Raw genomic sequence first — 15,374 nt, 5'->3', positions numbered from 1 at the left:
GCCTGCAGCCGCGCCTGCGCGGGCGCTGGAAGCTGGGGCTGGCCGCGCTTACCCGCCGCCGCGGGCTGGCGGTGATGCAGCTGGTCGGCCTGTCCCTGTCGCTGTGCGCGTTGCTGCTGCTGTCGGTGATCGGCCCGGGGCTGCTGGCGCAGTGGCGCGACCGCCTGCCCAGCGACACTCCGAACTACTTCCTGATGAACATCCAGCCGGAGCAGCGCCAGGCGGTGCTGGACACCCTCGCTGGCCTGGGCGTGCGCACCCCGGGGATCGAGCCGTTCAGTACCGGCCGCCTGCTGGCCGTCAACGGGCGACCGCCGCAACGCCAGGCGCGCGAGGACAACAGCAATGGCGACGACGATGCCAACCGTCCGGTCAACTTCTCCTGGCGGCATGATTTCCCGCCGGCCAACACGCTGGTGAGTGGACGCTACTGGGCGCCCGGCAGCACCGGCGCCGAGGCCTCGATCGAAGAAGGCTGGTCGGAGCGCTACGGCATGCAGCTGGGCGACACGGTCACCCTGCAGATGGGCGAACAGGAGCGCACGTTCACCGTGACCAGCATCCGCAAGGCCGACTGGGACTCGTTCCGGGTCAACTTCTTCCTGCTGCTCAACGAAGGCGCGGTCGGCGATGCGCCGTACAACCTGATCACCGCCTTCCACCTGCCGCGCGCGCAGGCACCGGCGCTGGCGGGGCTGACCCGCGACCATCCCAACATATCGCTGCTGGATATCGACAGCATCCTGCAGCGGGTACGCGAGGTGGTGGACCGGGTCACCCAGGCGGTGCAGCTGGTGATGGGCTTCAGCCTGCTGGCCGGGGTGCTGGTGCTGCTGGCCGCGCTGCAGGCCACCGCCGGCGAGCGGCGCTACGACAGCGCGGTGCTGCGCACCCTGGGTGCCACCCGCACCCAGCTGCGCGGCGCGGTGCTGGTGGAGTTCGGTGCGCTGGGGCTGCTGTCCTCGCTGCTGGCGGTGGGCACAGCGGCGCTGCTGGGCAGCGTGGTCGCCCGGCAGGTGTTCGAACTGCAGCTCAGCCCCCCGTGGGCCCCGCTGCTGGTAGGCGGCGTGCTGGGCGTGGCACTGAGCATGCTGGCCGGCTGGTGGGGCACGCGGCGGATCCTGCATACCCCGCCGGCGCTGGCCCTGCGGGAAGCCTGACAGTAGCGCCGGCCGTTGGCCGGCCCTTCAGGGCGGCAGGGCATCACGTGGTCCGGCCAACGGCCGGGGCTACCATTGCCCTTCCCACGTTTTCGAGACACCTTCCGATGCCCGGCACGTCGTTCACCGCCTACCTCTACCCCGTGTTGCTGCTGCTCGGCAGCAACATCTTCATGACCTTCGCCTGGTACGGCCACCTCAAGTACAAGAGCGCGCCGTTGATGATGGTGATCCTGGTCAGCTGGGGCATCGCCTTCTTCGAGTACTGCCTGCAGGTCCCCGGCAACCGATTGGGCAGCGCGGTGTACTCGGCGCCGCAGCTGAAGGGCATGCAGGAAGTGATCACGCTGGTGGTGTTCGCGGTGTTTTCCGCGTTCTATCTGGACCAGCCGCTGAAGTGGAACCACTACGCGGCGTTCGGCCTGATCGTGGTTGCCGCGTTCCTGATGTTCAAGGAGTGAGCGCGCAGCGCTCACCCGCTGCCCACCAACGCCACCAATGCGTCCTCATGCATGCGCTGCTTCATGGCGGTGCGTCCGAAACGCATCTGTGCAAGGTCCGCACGCAGCGCATCGGCCTGCGCACGGCTGAGCGACTCCGGATTGCCGACTTCGCGCATGGTCACCAGGCTGCTGCGTTCGGCGATTTCGGTGCGCACCCACACCGGGAGCTGCCGTTTCCACGCCTGGCGGCACGCCGGTGCCTGCGACGCGTGGCGCGCGGCATCCAGCGAGCCGCGCTGGGCCGGCGGAACATGCGCGCGCAGCACCGCAACCTGGCGTTCAAGCTGGTCGGCATACCGGGTCGAGGAGCTGAGCCGGTAGTCCTGGAAGTTGATCCAGCGCAGGTGCTGCAGCGGGTGTTCCGCGGTCACCGGCGCGGGCATGGGATTACGTGAGCGGCTGCCTGCCAGCCGGTGCAGGCCTTCCCGCAGCAACGCGATTTCGCTCGGTCGTGCCTGCAGCGCACGCCCGAAGCCGGCCTCCAGTCCTGCCTGGGCGATGCACAGGGACTGCGCGCCCGTGTCGCTCAGGGCACCGAACAAGCGCGGATTGCCCTCGATGAGCTGCTGGCAGGCGGCGTAACTGCGGTGCAACGACGCCGTGAGCACGGGCGGCAGGGCGGCGTTGTCGATCCCGCTGAGGGCAAGGGGCGCCCCGCTGCGGGGCGTTTCAACAGGCGCGGCGCGCGTGCCCTGGAAGGCGGCGGCTGCGCCGACCATGGCAGTGAGCAGGTTCGGGAAATGCATGGCAGGAAGGACCTCTGTCTGCAGGTTCTTCCAGTAGCTGCCTGCCGTGGAGGAAAAACCTCCACGAATCCATCATCCAGCGCAGCCCCCGCACCCGCACCGGATCAGGTGGGGATGCGGTGGCCTGCGTCATCGGGTTTCCGCTGGCGCCTTTTCCACCCACTGCTTGAACACCGCATCGATCTGCGCGTCCTTCACCTTCTTTCCGTCCTGGATGTGCTGGGCCTGGGTAAACAGCGGGATGATCATCGCCATGCCGTCGAGCTTCGTCTTCAGGTGCACGCCCGGGGCCTGGCCGAGGAAGCCGTTCCAGCGCGCGCGCACCTTGGCCCAGTAATCGGCGGTGGCGGTCCAGTAGTCGTAGGCCGGCTTGAAGTCGACCTCGGTAGTGCGGGTGTAGTCGTTGAAGCCGAACTCGCGCGCGATCTCGTGCTGGCTGCCGTCGGCCCCGCGCAGGATCTTGGTGTTGAACTGCTCGTGGGTCCAGCCGTTGGGGGTCAGCGTATGCCGGTTGACCACCGCCAGCGCGTTGTAATCGCTGCGACGGGTGTATTCGCGGCGCGGCAGCGGCCGCCAGCCGGGGTCGCTGGTCCAGGTAGCCACGCCGTTGCGGTACTCCCATTTGCCGGTGCCGCAGTAGCGCGGTGCGTCGCTGACTTCATACACGCACTGGGTCCAGGCACCGGCCGTCACGGCCGGGTCGATCGCGCGCAGCTGCCAGGTCTGGTCGGCGCTGAACTCGAAGCGGCTCGGTGCCTCGTACACCCAGTCCTGACGCCAGTGCTTGGTGACATGGCCGCTCTTGCCATCCACCAGCAGGTGCTGCAGCACGACCCGCGTCGGGCTGTCCTCGACCACGATCACCACTTCGTTGCCACCACTGCGCACCGCGGGCGCACGCTCGTAGCCAGGCTTGAGCAGGACGGTTTCGTCGAACGCGAAGTCGACGATGTGTTCGCCCTTCATCGCCAGGATGCTGGCGTGGTCGCGCGCCGCGTCGGCGGGCTGGGCGTGGGCGATGCCGCTGCCGGCAAGCAGCAACCACGCAACGCCTGCGCAGGCGCGTAGCGACACGCCATGCGTGTCCTGCGGGGTGCCTGGCGCCTGCGTGGGACACGCGTGGCGTGTCGCTACGGATTTCACGTTCATCTTTGAAGCTGCCTCAGGAGGAAAGTTGGATGAGCGGGACCACGTTGGCATCGTCGACCCACAGTTCGCCGTCGGCGCCCTCGACCCGCGCGATGCGGCGCGCCGCGGTCGCGCCCAGCGTCGACAGCGAGGCGACGCTGGCGGCCAGACCCTGGGCGTCGCCGACGTGCAGGCGCAGCGCGCACATCCGCCATGGTTCGCCGCCCAGCCGCGTGGCCAGGCGACGCCACAGGCGTTCGGCCACGCCGCCGTCGTTGGCCGGTTCCGGCCGCGCCGGGAACGCCGACACCAGCCGGTCCCAGGCCAGGAAATCGCTGTCGGGCAGCAGGTACAGCCGCCAGCAGCAGCGACCTCGTGCGTCGGCGAAGCACAGGCTTTCGCGGATGCCTTCGCTGTCCATCCCTTGGCAGGCGTGCGCAGAAACGGCGTGTTTCCAGCCGCCCAGCTCGCTGCTCTCGCGGCGGTACAGGCACAGCACCGTGCCCAGTGCCGCCAGCTGTTCCGGGGAAGGCAACTGGCCAGGGCGCAGGTACCGGTCGGGGGATCGCAATGCGGAAAGGGCTCGGCTCATGATGGCTACCAGCTCACGGCAAGGCTGGCCGACACGTTCCGGCCAGGGTTGGTGAAACGATCAATCACGCTGCTGTTGGTGGCGAGCGTGGAGGTGATCGACGAATAGTCGATGTAGGTGCGGTCGCCGAGGTTGAACACGCCCACATTGAACTTCGACCCCGGGGCGAACTCCCAGTGCGCCACCAGGTCCAGCACGCCGTAACCGGCAGGGCGGAACGCGGTAGCGCTGGCCGTGCGGTCCTTGCGTCGGGCGAAGGTGCCGAGCAGTTCCACGCCCCACGCGTCGCGGTCGAAGGCGACGCCCAGCGTGCCGCGCAGCGGATCGATTGATTCCAGCGGCACGTCCTCGGTCTTGTCCTGGCCACGCGACCAGGCCACCGCGCCGTTCATCGACCAGCCGTCCAGCGTGCTGCTGAGCTGGCCGAAATCGACCCCGGCCTTGAGTTCGGCACCGTAGATTTCCGCATCGGCGATGTTCTGCGACTGGAACACGATCAGACCCTGCGGATTGACGCCGACCTGGCGCTGTGACTCGATGAAATCCTTGTAGTCGTTGTAGTAGGCGCTCAGGCTCACGTACGCCGCCGGGGTGACCAGGCGCAGCCCCAGCTCCAGGCCGTCGCTGGTTTCCGGCTTGAGGTCCGGATTCGGAATGGCGGTGTACCCGAACATCACGTTGGTGAAGCCCAGGTTGACATCGTTGTAGGGCGGCGAGCGGAAGCCGTGCGAGTAGCCGGCAAACAGCGACCACGCATCGGCGAAGCGCCAGACCATGCCCAGCTTCGGGGAAACGCTGGTCTTGGTCAGGTCGGACACCGGCATGCCAGGGTTGTCCGCGGCGAAGATCGCATCCACGTCCGGGCGCAGCTCGTAGTGGTCCACGCGCACGCCCGGCACCAGCGAGAAGCGGCCATCGGCGAAGCGCATCTCATCCTGCGCGTACAGGCCCAGCTCGGTGGTTCTGCTGATCGGGAAATCGCGCACCGGGAACGCATCGGGCAGGATCGTGGTACTGGTCTGGCCGTTGGCAAGGACCTGGTAACCATCCCGCTTCTGCCGGGTTTCGGTCCAGGTGCCATCGAAACCATAGGTCAACGCGTGTTCGACCGCGCCGGTCTGCAGCGCCTTGTGGAAGGCTGCCTGCAGGCCATACACGCGCTGGTCGAAGTTGAACTCGCGGTGGCGCGTGGTGCGGTTGGCGCGCTGTTCGTCGGTACGCTGGGTGGTTTCGCTGTCCTGGCGATACAGCTGCCAGGACAGGCTGTCGGCGAAGCCAGCGGCGAGGTTGTCCATCTCATGCGCGAACGACACGCGCGCCCGGGTCTGGTGGTCACGCGCCTGCATGCCGGTGGTTGTGGTGTGGTCGATGGCCGACAGCACATCGGTGTCGACGCTGTCTTCGTTGCCTTCCACCGTCAGCCGGAAGCGCTGGCCCTCGCTGGGTGCGTACACCAGCTTGCCCAGTACGCTGCGGCCGTCACGCTCCTGCGGGTTGGCGGCGGTGCGGGTGCGGTCGTTGCTGCGCACGTCGCCCATGCTTTCGGTTTCCTGCCCTTGGCGATGGTTGACGTTCACCATGCCGCTCCAGCGATCGCCGCCGAATGCCGTGGTCGCGCTGCCAAGCAGGCCGTTCCATTCGCCGTCGTAGCCGAACTTCAGGCCGACATGGCTGTCCTTGCCGTCCTTGAGATAGTCGGCCGGGTCCTTGGTGACGAACGCCACCACCCCGCCGAGGGCGTCGGAGCCGTACAGCGCGCTGGCCGGGCCGCGCACGATCTCGACCCGCTTGAGCGTTTCCAGGTCGGTGAAGTTGCGGTTGGCGTCGGAGAAGCTGCCGATCAGGAACGCCTTGGGCATGGCGATGCCGTCGGTCTGGACCAGGACGCGGTTGCCGTCCAGGCCGCGGATGCGGAATCCGCCCAGGCCGAACCGGGCCGGGCTGCGGGTCACCGAGATACCGGGTTGGTAGCGGACCAGGTCCTTGATGTCGCGGACCAGGTGGTCATCCAGCTGCTCGCGGTCGATCACATCGACCGTGGCGGCCACGTCGCTGAGCGCACGTTCGGTGCGGGTGGCGGTGACCTGCACGCGATCGAAATCACGCGCGTTGGCGGCATCGGGGCTGGCGGGGGCGGCGGCGTGGGCAGCAAGCGGCAGCGCCAGCCACACGGCAAGGCTCAAAACGGCAGGACGGGTCATGGGATGGGCGGATTTCGCTGGGCGCGGAAGGAGACCCCCGACCGACGCCCGGACCGCAAGGTCGCAGGCGACGTGCCGAGGGGGAGAGAGCGGTGGGGGCGGCGGGCGCACGGTGCACCCGCACGGCCGCGCGGGTGCATCCCGTGGGGGAGGCAGGCCGTTACTTGGTGAGGATCAGCTTGTCGTTGCTGGTATGGCGCAGACGGTAGAAGCGGTCACCGTGCTGGATCAGGATTTCGCGGCGACCCTTGAGCAGGGCCTCGCTGTCGATCACTTCTTCGGCCGGAACGGCCCGGACCGGACGGTCGCGAAGGGTCAGCGTTTCGGGGCGCAGCAGTACAGCAGCTTGAGTATTCATCGTCTGGACTCGTGCGAGGGACGAGTTAGATGATAATGATTCTCAGTTGACAATCAACAACCATTCTCATGTTCATTGATGGAATTGATGATCGATATCTGAATTTCGATTGATGTGATCTATTGGTAGAGCCACGCCCTGCGTGGCTGTGCGCGATCGATCAGGCACCGCGAAGCCACGCAGGGCGTGGCTCTACGGGGATACGTCAGGGCGCGAAGACTGCTTCCGCCCGGCTCCAGTCGGCGTCCGCGACCTGCTCGAGGACGTCCAGGGCGCCCAGGTTCTGCTCCAGCTGGCTTACCCGGCTGGCGCCGAGGATGACGCTGGAGACGTTCGGGTTGCGCAGGCACCAGGCGATGGCCAGCTGCGCCGGGGCGTGGCCCAGTTCGGCGGCCAGGGCGCTGAAGGCGCGCACCCTGTCCAGTCGCTGCTCGGCCTGATCGCCCAGCACCAGGTCCTTCAACCAGCCCATCTGGCCCTGGCCCAGCCGCGACGCCGGGTCGAAGCCTGCGTCGTACTTGCCACTGAGCAGGCCCGACGCCAGCGGCGAGAAGATCGTGGTGCCCAGCCCCGGGTCGGCATACAGGGGGGCGTATTCGCGCTCCACCCGCTCGCGGTGCAGCAGGTTGTACTGCGGCTGCTCCATGCTGGGCAGGTGCAGGTTGTGGGCGCGGGCAAAGTCGACCGCTTCCTGGATCTGCGCCGCCGACCATTCCGAGGTGCCCCAGTACAGCACCTTGCCCTGCCGGATCAGGGTGTCCATCGCCCGTACCGTTTCACCGATCGGCGTGTCCTGGTCCGGGCGGTGGCAGTAATACAGGTCCAGATAGTCCACCCGCAGGCGCTTGAGCGCCGCGTGGCAGGCGTCGGTCACATGCTTGCGCGACAGTCCGTGCTGGGTCGGCCGCGGGTTGTCGACCGAACCGAAGAACACTTTGCTGGACACGCACACCCCGTCACGCGGCAGGCGCAGGTCGGCGATCACGTCGCCCATCACCTGCTCGGCGCGGCCGCGCGCGTAGCCCTCGGCGTTGTCGAAGAAATTGATGCCATGGTCCCAGGCGCAGGCAACCAGGTTGCGGGCCTCGTCGCGCCCGATCTGGTCGCCGAAGGTGACCCAGGCCCCGAAAGACAGGGCCGACAGCTTCAGACCGGACGAGCCCAGGCGGCGGTAATGCATGCGATTCTCCTGCGGAAAAGGTAGAAAACTGAACGCGTTTGGCTGCGCCGGGACGCGGCCCGGGCGCGGCCCACCAGTGTAGCCGTGGCGGGCACGCCCCTTGCCGTTGCTTGCCCGATCGCGGCCAATCGCCCCCCGCACGCGGCTTTTCCTTGCTCCGCCCCTGCCGCTGCTCTAGGCTTCCCGTTTTTCGCGGCGCCCCAGGGGAGTCTCATGGTCGAAGGTTTGGGCAGGATTGGCTTCGGCCTCTTTGGGTTGGCAGTGCTGATCGGCATCGCCTGGCTGTTCTCCAACAACAAGCGCGCCGTCGACTGGCGCCTGGTGGTCACCGGTATCGCCCTGCAGATCGCGTTCGCCGCGCTGGTGCTGCTGGTCCCCGGCGGCCGCGACGTGTTCGATGCGCTCGGCAAGGGCTTCGTCAAGATCCTGAGCTTCGTCAACGAAGGCTCCGGCTTCATCTTCGGCAGCCTGATGGACACCAGCCGGTTCGGTTTCATCTTCGCCTTCCAGGTGCTGCCCACCATCATCTTCTTCTCCGCGCTGATGGGGGTCATGTACCACCTCAACGTGATGCAGATGATCGTGCGCGGCATGGCCTGGGCGATCACCAAGGTGATGCGCGTGTCCGGCGCGGAAACCACCAGCGTCTGCGCCAGCGTGTTCATCGGCCAGACCGAAGCGCCGCTGACCGTGCGTCCGTACATCGCCAGGATGACCCAGTCCGAGCTGATCACCATGATGATCGGCGGCATGGCCCACATCGCCGGCGGCGTGCTGGCCGCCTACGTGGGCATGCTCGGCGGCAACGACCCGGTGCAGCAGGCCTTCTACGCCAAGCACCTGCTCGCCGCCAGCATCATGGCCGCCCCGGCCACCCTGGTCGTGGCCAAGCTGCTGGTGCCGGAAACCGGCACCCCGCTGACCCGCGGCACGGTCAAGATGGAAGTCGAAAAGACCTCCAGCAACATCATCGACGCGGCCGCAGCCGGCGCCGGCGACGGCCTCAAGCTGGCCCTTAACATCGGCGCCATGCTGCTGGCCTTCATCGCCCTGATCGCCCTGCTCAACGCACCGCTGACCTGGCTGGGTGAAATCACCGGCCTGCAGGCCGCGCTGGGCCGCCCGACCGACCTGTCGACGATCTTCGGCTACCTGCTCGCCCCGATCGCCTGGGTGATCGGCACCCCCTGGGCGGATGCGACCACCGTGGGTTCGCTGATCGGCCAGAAAGTGGTGATCAACGAGTTCGTGGCGTATTCGAAACTGTCGGAAATCGTCAACGGCCAGGTGCCCGGCGTGTCGCTGTCGGCTGAAGGCCGCCTGATCGCCACTTACGCGCTGTGCGGTTTCGCCAACTTCAGCTCGATCGCGATCCAGATCGGTGGTATTGGTGGTCTGGCCCCGGAACGCCGCCACGACCTGGCCCGGTTCGGCCTGCGAGCCGTGCTCGGCGGTACCATCGCCACCTTCATGACGGCGACCATCGCCGGCGTGCTGACGCATTTCAGCTGATATCCGTTTTAGAGAAGCAATCTTTATGAGTAGCAGTGTCGTCGTTGTCGGTTCCTTCAACGTGGATCATGTCTGGCGTTGCGAGTCGCTCCCGGCCCCGGGCGCGACCATCGCCGGCCGCTACAGCACCGGTCCCGGCGGCAAGGGCTTCAACCAGGCCGTGGCCGCCCGCCGCGCCGGCGCCCCGACCACCTTCCTGTGCGCCCTCGGCGATGACGCCGGCGGCGCCATGGCCCGTGGCCTGGCCGAACAGGACGGCTTCGCGCTCAGCGCCGAAGCCAGCAGCGAACCCACCGGCACCGGCGGCATCTACGTCGACAGCCGTGGCCGCAACACCATCGTGATCGGCCCCGGCGCCAATGCCGCGCTCAGCACCGCCTACATCGACCAGCAGCGCGCGCTGCTGGCCGGCGCCAAGGTCGTGCTGGCCCAGCTCGAGTCGCCGGTGGAAACGATCGAAGCGGCCCTGGCCATCGCCCGCGAAGCCGGCGTCACCACCGTGCTCAACGCCGCCCCCGCCGACGCCGCGTCCAGCATCGGCCTGCTCAAGCTGGCCGACATCCTCACCCCCAACGAAACCGAGTTCGCCGCCCTGCTCGGCCGCCACGTCGGCGAACGCGTAGACGCCGACGACGTCGCCGCCCTCGACGGCGCCAGCCTGCACGCCCTGTGCCGCAAGCTGGTCGGCAACGGCACCGTGGTGGTCACCCTGGGCGCGGTCGGCGTGTTCGTCTCGCATGCTGAAGAAACCCTGCGCGGCGACACCCAGCCGTACTACCGGGTGGGCGCCGAACAGGTCCAGGTGATGGACACCACCGGCGCCGGCGATGCCTTCAACGGCGCCCTGGTCGCCTCCCTGGCCCAGGACCCGGACGCCGCGTTCTCGCGCCACGTCCGCTTCGCCAACCAGTTCGCCGGCCGCTCCACGGAAAAGGAAGGCGCCGCCGTGGCGATGCCGCATTTCACGCCCGCGGACGTGTAATGACGCGCGAAAATCCGCACGACCAACGGTCGTGCGCTACCGGAACCGGCGCGAAAGCGCCGGTTTTTTGTTTCAACTGGCCACCATCGCGCACCGGTGGGGGCGCTGGAAGCAACCGTCAAGCATCTGCTCATGCCCGTGTGGCATCAGGGCCTTCCGGATCGGCCTGAATGTGGGGCCGGATCGCAGGGCTCTGCGTGGTTGCCGGCCATGGGCCGGCACTACAATGGCCGCATGCAGATTGGTCCCTACAACATCCAGCCCAACGTGGTGCTTGCGCCCATGGCCGGCGTCACCGACAAGCCGTTCCGGCTGCTGTGCAAACGGCTGGGCGCGGGTCTGGCCGCCTCGGAGATGACCATCTCCGACCCCCGCTTCTGGACCACCCGCAAGTCGATCCACCGCATGGACCATGCCGGCGAGCCCGACCCGATCAGCGTGCAGATCGCCGGTACCGAACCGCAACAACTGGCCGACGCCGCCCGCTACAACGTCGACCACGGCGCCCAGATCATCGACATCAACATGGGCTGCCCGGCCAAGAAGGTCTGCAACGCCTGGGCCGGCTCCGCCCTGATGCGGGACGAGGACCTCGTCGCCCGCATCCTCGGTGCCGTCGTCAACGCCGTCGACGTGCCCGTTACCCTCAAGATCCGCACCGGCTGGGATTGCGACCACCGCAACGGCCCGCGCATCGCCCACATCGCCGAAGACAGCGGCATCGCCGCCCTTGCCGTGCACGGCCGTACCCGCGACCAGCATTACACCGGCAGCGCCGAATACGAGACCATCGCCGCGATCAAGGCCGCCCTGCGCATCCCCGTGATCGCCAACGGCGACATCGACTCGCCGCAGAAGGCCGCGCACGTGCTGGAGCACACCGGCGTGGACGCCGTCATGATCGGCCGCGCCGCCCAGGGACGCCCGTGGATCTTCCGCGAAGTGGCGCATTACCTAGCCACCGGCACCCTGCTGCCGCCGCCGTCGCTGGACGAAGTGCGCGACATCCTGCTCGGCCACCTGCACGCCCTGCATGCCTTCTACGGCGAACCGCAGGGCGTGCGCATCGCCCGCAAGCACCTGGGCTGGTACGCCAAGGACCGGCCCGAGAACGCCGCGTTCCGCGCCGTCGTCAACCGTGCCGACGATGCCGCCGCCCAGATCGCCCTGACCACCGACTATTTCACTGCACTGGCCGCCGGCGAACCGCTGTCCTCCGCTGCCTGATCCATTCCCGATGCCGAGCCCGGCCCAGCGCCACGTGACCGCCATGACCCCGATTGCCGCCCCCACCTACCTGCACGGCTTCTCCGACACCGAACAGCACCGCCTGGTCACCCAGGCCCGGTTGCTGGAGCCGACCATCTTCAACAACATCGACTACAGCGGCGCCAAGCGCCTGCTTGAAGTCGGCAGCGGCGTCGGCGCCCAGACCGAGATCCTGCTGCGCCGCTTCCCGGACCTGCATGTCACCGGCGTCGACCTCAGCGACGCGCAGCTGGCCACCGCGCGCCGCAACCTGGAGAAGACCCCGTGGTGCAGCGAGCGCTACAGCCTGCTGCAGGCCGACGCCGGCAACCTCCCCTTCGGCGCCCGCGACTTCGATTCCGCCTTCCTGTGCTGGGTGCTCGAACACGTGCCCTCCCCGGCCCGCGTGCTCAGCGAAGTGCGCCGGGTGCTGGTCCCGGGCTCCCCGGTATACGTCACCGAAGTGATGAACGCCTCGTTCCTGCTCGATCCGTACTCGCCGCACATCTGGCGCTACTGGATGGCCTTCAACGACTTCCAGTACGACCACGGCGGCGACCCGTTCGTCGGCGCCAAGCTCGGCAACCTGCTGCTGGCCGGTGGCTTCCGCGACGTGCACACCGAGATCAAGACCATCCACCTCGACAACCGCGACCCGGCCCGGCGCAAGACCATGATCGCGTTCTGGGAGCAGGTGCTGCTGTCCGCCGCCGACCCGCTGCTGGAGGCGGGCCTGGTGGACCAGGAAACGGTCGACGGCATGCGCCGCGAGTTCAGCCTGGTGCAGAACGATCCGAACGCCGTGTTCTTCTTCTCGTTCGTGCAGGCCCGCGCGACGGTGTATTGAAAAGAATGGCGGGTACTGCTGACGGTGGTAGAGCCGACTGTTAGTCGGCTGCTCGCCGGCGCGCTGCGCGCAGCCGACTAACAGTCGGCTCTACCCGTTGGCTTACCGGTCCTGCGTCTGCGGGGCGTGCCAGATGCGTTGCCACATCGCCCCGAGGCGGCGCTTGGCACGGGCCCGGCCCTGTTCGCCGTCGTATGCGGGGCGCAGCTGCTCGGGCGGGATCGCCACCCAGCGCTCGCCCTCGGCGCGCGCCACGGCGAAGGTGAAGGTGTAGTCCGGTTCCAGCCCCATGCGCAGGTCGCTCAGCTGCAGCCGGCCATCGACCACCTGCGCGCGCATGAAGCCGCGGTTGAACCAGTTCAACCGCGCCACCGCCGGAAGGTGTGCCGCCTGGCGCAACGCCTGCACGTTGGACGGGTACCCGCGGAAGGTCATCGGGCCCTGGTCGGCCACCACCGAGCGCTCGCCGATCACATACCCGCCTGGCGTCATCGCCACCACCTGCCACAGCAGCGTGTTGAACGGCGTGGCCACCGAGAAGCGTGGCGCATCGCCCAGTCCCATCGCCGCCAGTGCACGGTCCGCCTCGCGGTCGACCTGCTGCTTGGCCAGCAGCGACCAGCCGAGGTACCCGGTGCTCAGGACCAGGCCGGCCAGCAGCGCCTTCTGCGCCAGCGGCCGGCTGCGCGCGAACCATGCCACCGCGCAGCCCAGCAGCAGCCACACCGTGTACAGCGGGTCGATGATGAAGACGCTGGACCACATCGTCGGCGGCGGCGTGAACGGCCACCACAGCTGGGTGCCGTAGACGGTGAACGCATCCAGCAGGGGGTGGGTCACCAGCGCCAGCAGGATCGCCCAGAACCAGCGCGTGGGAGCCTGGGCCACCCGGCCGTTGCCGAAGCGTTTGAACAGCCACCAGACCAGCAGCGCCACCCACGGCAGTACCAGCAGCGAGTGGCTGTAGCTGCGGTGCTCGGTCATCAGCGCCACCGGGTCGGTCGCGGTGAAGGCCAGCAGCAGGGCATCCAGGTCCGGCAGGGTGCCCAGCGCGGCGCCGGCAAGCAGGGCGGCGCGGCGGTGGCCGGCGGGGGCGATGGCGGCGGCTACGGCGCCGCCGAGAACGATCTGGCTTAGGGAATCCATGGGGCGATGGTACGGGACGGGAGTGCGGTTACGGGGGCAGCCGGGGGCAGGATGATGGGTTTGACACGCGTGGCGGGTTGCGTGCGCAGGATCATGGCTTTGACACGCATGGCGCGGTCCCGTGCGCAGGATCATGGCTTTGACACGCATGGCGTGTCACTACGATCCGTGGTCGCCCGGGGTGGGGGTCGCCCGGGGTGGGGGTCGCCCGGGGTGGGGGTCGCCCGGGTTTGGGTCGTTGGGGTTCGGGTTGTTGGGGTCGCCGGGGTTGCGGCGCCGTTGTCACGCTGGTGGAACACTGGGCGCCGACGCTGGGGGGCAATGGCGCTGCGGCGGGCCCTGGCGGTGGGCACGCCGGCTTAACCACGGGCAACTTCCGCTGGGCCACAATGCAATGGCGCGACTTGCCGTGTATCATGCGCGCCCATCTTTCCATCCGAATCAAAGGATATTACGCCTGATGTCCAGCTACCTGTTCACCTCCGAATCGGTCTCCGAAGGCCATCCGGACAAGATTGCCGACCAGATCTCCGATGCGGTGCTGGACGCGATCCTTGCCCAGGACCAGCGCGCCCGCGTGGCCTGCGAAACCATGGTCAAGACCGGCGTAGCGATCGTGGCCGGTGAAATCACCACCTCCGCGTGGATCGACCTCGAAGCGCTGACCCGCAAGGTGATCCTGGACATCGGCTATGACAGCTCCGACGTCGGTTTCGACGGCGCCACCTGCGGCGTGCTGAACCTGATCGGCAAGCAGTCGCCGCACATCGCCCAGGGCGTGGACCGCAAGAAGCCCGAAGAAATGGGCGCTGGCGACCAGGGCCTGATGTTCGGCTACGCCACCAACGAGACCGACAGCTTCATGCCGGCCGCGATCCACCTGTCGCACCGCCTGGTCGAGCAGCAGGCCAAGATCCGCAAGAAGAAGAACTCGCCGCTGTCGTGGCTGCGCCCGGACGCCAAGAGCCAGGTCACCCTGCGCTATGAGAACGGCGAAGTGGCCGCCATCGACGCCGTGGTGCTGTCGACCCAGCATGCCCCGGGGATCAAGCAGAAGGACCTGATCGAGGCCGTCCGCGAAGAGATCATCAAGCCGGTGCTGCCGGCCAAGTGGCTGCACAAGGGCACCAAGTTCCACATCAACCCGACCGGCAAGTTCGAGATCGGCGGCCCGGTGGGCGACTGCGGCCTGACCGGCCGCAAGATCATCGTCGACACCTACGGCGGCTGGGCCCGTCACGGTGGTGGCGCGTTCTCGGGCAAGGATCCGTCCAAGGTCGATCGTTCGGCGGCGTACGCGGCCCGTTACGTGGCCAAGAACGTCGTGGCTGCCGGCCTGGCCGACCGCTGCGAAGTGCAGGTCTCCTACGCCATCGGCGTGGCCGAGCCGACCTCGATCTCGGTCACCACCTTCGGCACCGGCAAGATCAGCGATGACAAGATCGAAAAGCTGATCCGCAAGCATTTCGACCTGCGCCCGTACGGCATCATCAAGATGCTCGACCTGATCCACCCGATGTACCAGCAGACGGCGGCCTACGGTCACTTCGGCCGCAAGCCGAAGGACTTCAGCTACCTCAACGCTGCCGGTGACACGGTCAACGCCACGGCCTTCTCCTGGGAGAAGACCGACCGCGCCGCCGCCCTGCGCGCGGATGCGAAACTGAAATAAGACGAAGGGCCGCCAAAGCGGCCCTTCTCTTTGACGGGCACCGCATTCCGGTAGCGCCGGCCGTTGGCCGGCCCAGGCGATAACGGGGCCGGCCAACGG

The 15,374-nt window shown here is 67.9% G+C and carries 14 protein-coding genes; 7 read left to right on the top strand and 7 right to left on the bottom strand.

Features of this window, described 5'->3' with window-relative positions:
- Positions 1 to 1,160: FtsX-like permease family protein (locus tag RWO33_RS14155; RefSeq protein ID WP_314105680.1), on the top strand; the 1,160-nt coding region annotated here is incomplete at its 5' end.
- 107 nt (positions 1,161 to 1,267) lie between these two features.
- On the top strand, positions 1,268 to 1,621 hold the full coding sequence (locus RWO33_RS14150; protein ID WP_068849300.1) for a DMT family protein: 354 nt from the start codon (positions 1,268 to 1,270) through the stop codon (positions 1,619 to 1,621).
- An 11-nt stretch (positions 1,622 to 1,632) separates the two neighbouring features.
- On the opposite strand, the gene RWO33_RS14145 is transcribed toward RWO33_RS14150, so the two are convergent.
- The 6 genes from RWO33_RS14145 to RWO33_RS14120 all read right to left on the bottom strand — a co-directional run bounded on the left by RWO33_RS14145 (position 1,633) and on the right by RWO33_RS14120 (position 7,868).
- Positions 1,633 to 2,409 carry a hypothetical protein gene (locus RWO33_RS14145; RefSeq protein ID WP_314105677.1) on the bottom strand — a complete coding sequence of 259 codons (777 nt, stop codon included), beginning with the start codon at positions 2,407 to 2,409 and terminating at the stop codon, positions 1,633 to 1,635.
- 129 nt (positions 2,410 to 2,538) lie between these two features.
- Entirely contained in the window at positions 2,539 to 3,558 is a 1,020-nt protein-coding gene (locus RWO33_RS14140) for a DUF6607 family protein (RefSeq protein WP_314105675.1), read from the bottom strand.
- Between the two features lie 13 nt (positions 3,559 to 3,571).
- Positions 3,572 to 4,129 carry a Hemin transport protein gene (locus tag RWO33_RS14135; RefSeq protein ID WP_314105674.1) on the bottom strand — a complete coding sequence of 186 codons (558 nt, stop codon included), beginning with the start codon at positions 4,127 to 4,129 and terminating at the stop codon, positions 3,572 to 3,574.
- A 5-nt stretch (positions 4,130 to 4,134) separates the two neighbouring features.
- The gene (locus tag RWO33_RS14130) at positions 4,135 to 6,330 is read right to left on the bottom strand and encodes a TonB-dependent hemoglobin/transferrin/lactoferrin family receptor (RefSeq protein ID WP_314105672.1); all 2,196 of its coding nucleotides are present in this window, start codon (positions 6,328 to 6,330) and stop codon (positions 4,135 to 4,137) included.
- Between the two features lie 160 nt (positions 6,331 to 6,490).
- Positions 6,491 to 6,688 (bottom strand): hemin uptake protein HemP, encoded by a 198-nt coding sequence (locus RWO33_RS14125; protein WP_068849295.1) that lies wholly within the window; start codon positions 6,686 to 6,688, stop codon positions 6,491 to 6,493.
- 205 nt (positions 6,689 to 6,893) lie between these two features.
- Entirely contained in the window at positions 6,894 to 7,868 is a 975-nt protein-coding gene (locus RWO33_RS14120; protein WP_314105669.1) for an aldo/keto reductase, read from the bottom strand.
- A 213-nt stretch (positions 7,869 to 8,081) separates the two neighbouring features.
- On the opposite strand from RWO33_RS14120, the gene RWO33_RS14115 reads away from it, so the two are divergent.
- From RWO33_RS14115 to RWO33_RS14100, 4 genes are all read left to right on the top strand, one after another.
- Positions 8,082 to 9,380 (top strand): nucleoside transporter C-terminal domain-containing protein, encoded by a 1,299-nt coding sequence (locus RWO33_RS14115; RefSeq protein WP_145481553.1) that lies wholly within the window; start codon positions 8,082 to 8,084, stop codon positions 9,378 to 9,380.
- A 25-nt stretch (positions 9,381 to 9,405) separates the two neighbouring features.
- The gene (locus RWO33_RS14110; RefSeq protein ID WP_314105667.1) at positions 9,406 to 10,362 is read left to right on the top strand and encodes a ribokinase; all 957 of its coding nucleotides are present in this window, start codon (positions 9,406 to 9,408) and stop codon (positions 10,360 to 10,362) included.
- Between the two features lie 234 nt (positions 10,363 to 10,596).
- Positions 10,597 to 11,589 carry a tRNA dihydrouridine synthase DusB gene (gene dusB, locus RWO33_RS14105; protein WP_314105666.1) on the top strand — a complete coding sequence of 331 codons (993 nt, stop codon included), beginning with the start codon at positions 10,597 to 10,599 and terminating at the stop codon, positions 11,587 to 11,589.
- A gap of 43 nt (positions 11,590 to 11,632) precedes the next feature.
- Positions 11,633 to 12,457, top strand: coding sequence for a methyltransferase domain-containing protein (locus RWO33_RS14100; protein WP_145481550.1), 825 nt, complete (start codon positions 11,633 to 11,635; stop codon positions 12,455 to 12,457).
- A gap of 102 nt (positions 12,458 to 12,559) precedes the next feature.
- Here the strand turns inward: RWO33_RS14100 and RWO33_RS14095 are convergent, their stop codons facing one another.
- Positions 12,560 to 13,603 carry a metal-dependent hydrolase gene (locus RWO33_RS14095; protein ID WP_314105664.1) on the bottom strand — a complete coding sequence of 348 codons (1,044 nt, stop codon included), beginning with the start codon at positions 13,601 to 13,603 and terminating at the stop codon, positions 12,560 to 12,562.
- Between the two features lie 460 nt (positions 13,604 to 14,063).
- Between RWO33_RS14095 and metK the strand changes: the two genes are divergently transcribed.
- Positions 14,064 to 15,275, top strand: a complete 1,212-nt coding sequence (gene metK, locus RWO33_RS14090; RefSeq protein ID WP_145481548.1) for a methionine adenosyltransferase — start codon at positions 14,064 to 14,066, stop codon at positions 15,273 to 15,275.
- Positions 15,276 to 15,374: the final 99 nt, after the last annotated feature.

The organism is uncultured Stenotrophomonas sp. (assembly GCF_963519925.1).
GTDB lineage: Bacteria > Pseudomonadota > Gammaproteobacteria > Xanthomonadales > Xanthomonadaceae > Stenotrophomonas > Stenotrophomonas maltophilia_AE.
The sequence above is the reverse complement of the archived record's forward strand: the minus strand, read 5'-3'. Positions and strand labels throughout refer to the sequence as shown.

What these genes read in the sequence shown, in the direction of transcription:
- RWO33_RS14150 (WP_068849300.1), top strand. Translation starts at nt 1,268, where the DNA reads ATGCCCGGCACGTCGTTCACCGCCTACCTCTACCCCGTGTTGCTGCTG.
- RWO33_RS14145 (WP_314105677.1), bottom strand. Translation starts at nt 2,409, where the DNA reads ATGCATTTCCCGAACCTGCTCACTGCCATGGTCGGCGCAGCCGCCGCC.
- RWO33_RS14140 (WP_314105675.1), bottom strand. Translation starts at nt 3,558, where the DNA reads ATGAACGTGAAATCCGTAGCGACACGCCACGCGTGTCCCACGCAGGCG.
- RWO33_RS14135 (WP_314105674.1), bottom strand. Translation starts at nt 4,129, where the DNA reads ATGAGCCGAGCCCTTTCCGCATTGCGATCCCCCGACCGGTACCTGCGC.
- RWO33_RS14130 (WP_314105672.1), bottom strand. Translation starts at nt 6,330, where the DNA reads ATGACCCGTCCTGCCGTTTTGAGCCTTGCCGTGTGGCTGGCGCTGCCG.
- RWO33_RS14125 (WP_068849295.1), bottom strand. Translation starts at nt 6,688, where the DNA reads ATGAATACTCAAGCTGCTGTACTGCTGCGCCCCGAAACGCTGACCCTT.
- RWO33_RS14120 (WP_314105669.1), bottom strand. Translation starts at nt 7,868, where the DNA reads ATGCATTACCGCCGCCTGGGCTCGTCCGGTCTGAAGCTGTCGGCCCTG.
- RWO33_RS14115 (WP_145481553.1), top strand. Translation starts at nt 8,082, where the DNA reads ATGGTCGAAGGTTTGGGCAGGATTGGCTTCGGCCTCTTTGGGTTGGCA.
- RWO33_RS14110 (WP_314105667.1), top strand. Translation starts at nt 9,406, where the DNA reads ATGAGTAGCAGTGTCGTCGTTGTCGGTTCCTTCAACGTGGATCATGTC.
- dusB (WP_314105666.1), top strand. Translation starts at nt 10,597, where the DNA reads ATGCAGATTGGTCCCTACAACATCCAGCCCAACGTGGTGCTTGCGCCC.
- RWO33_RS14100 (WP_145481550.1), top strand. Translation starts at nt 11,633, where the DNA reads ATGACCCCGATTGCCGCCCCCACCTACCTGCACGGCTTCTCCGACACC.
- RWO33_RS14095 (WP_314105664.1), bottom strand. Translation starts at nt 13,603, where the DNA reads ATGGATTCCCTAAGCCAGATCGTTCTCGGCGGCGCCGTAGCCGCCGCC.
- metK (WP_145481548.1), top strand. Translation starts at nt 14,064, where the DNA reads ATGTCCAGCTACCTGTTCACCTCCGAATCGGTCTCCGAAGGCCATCCG.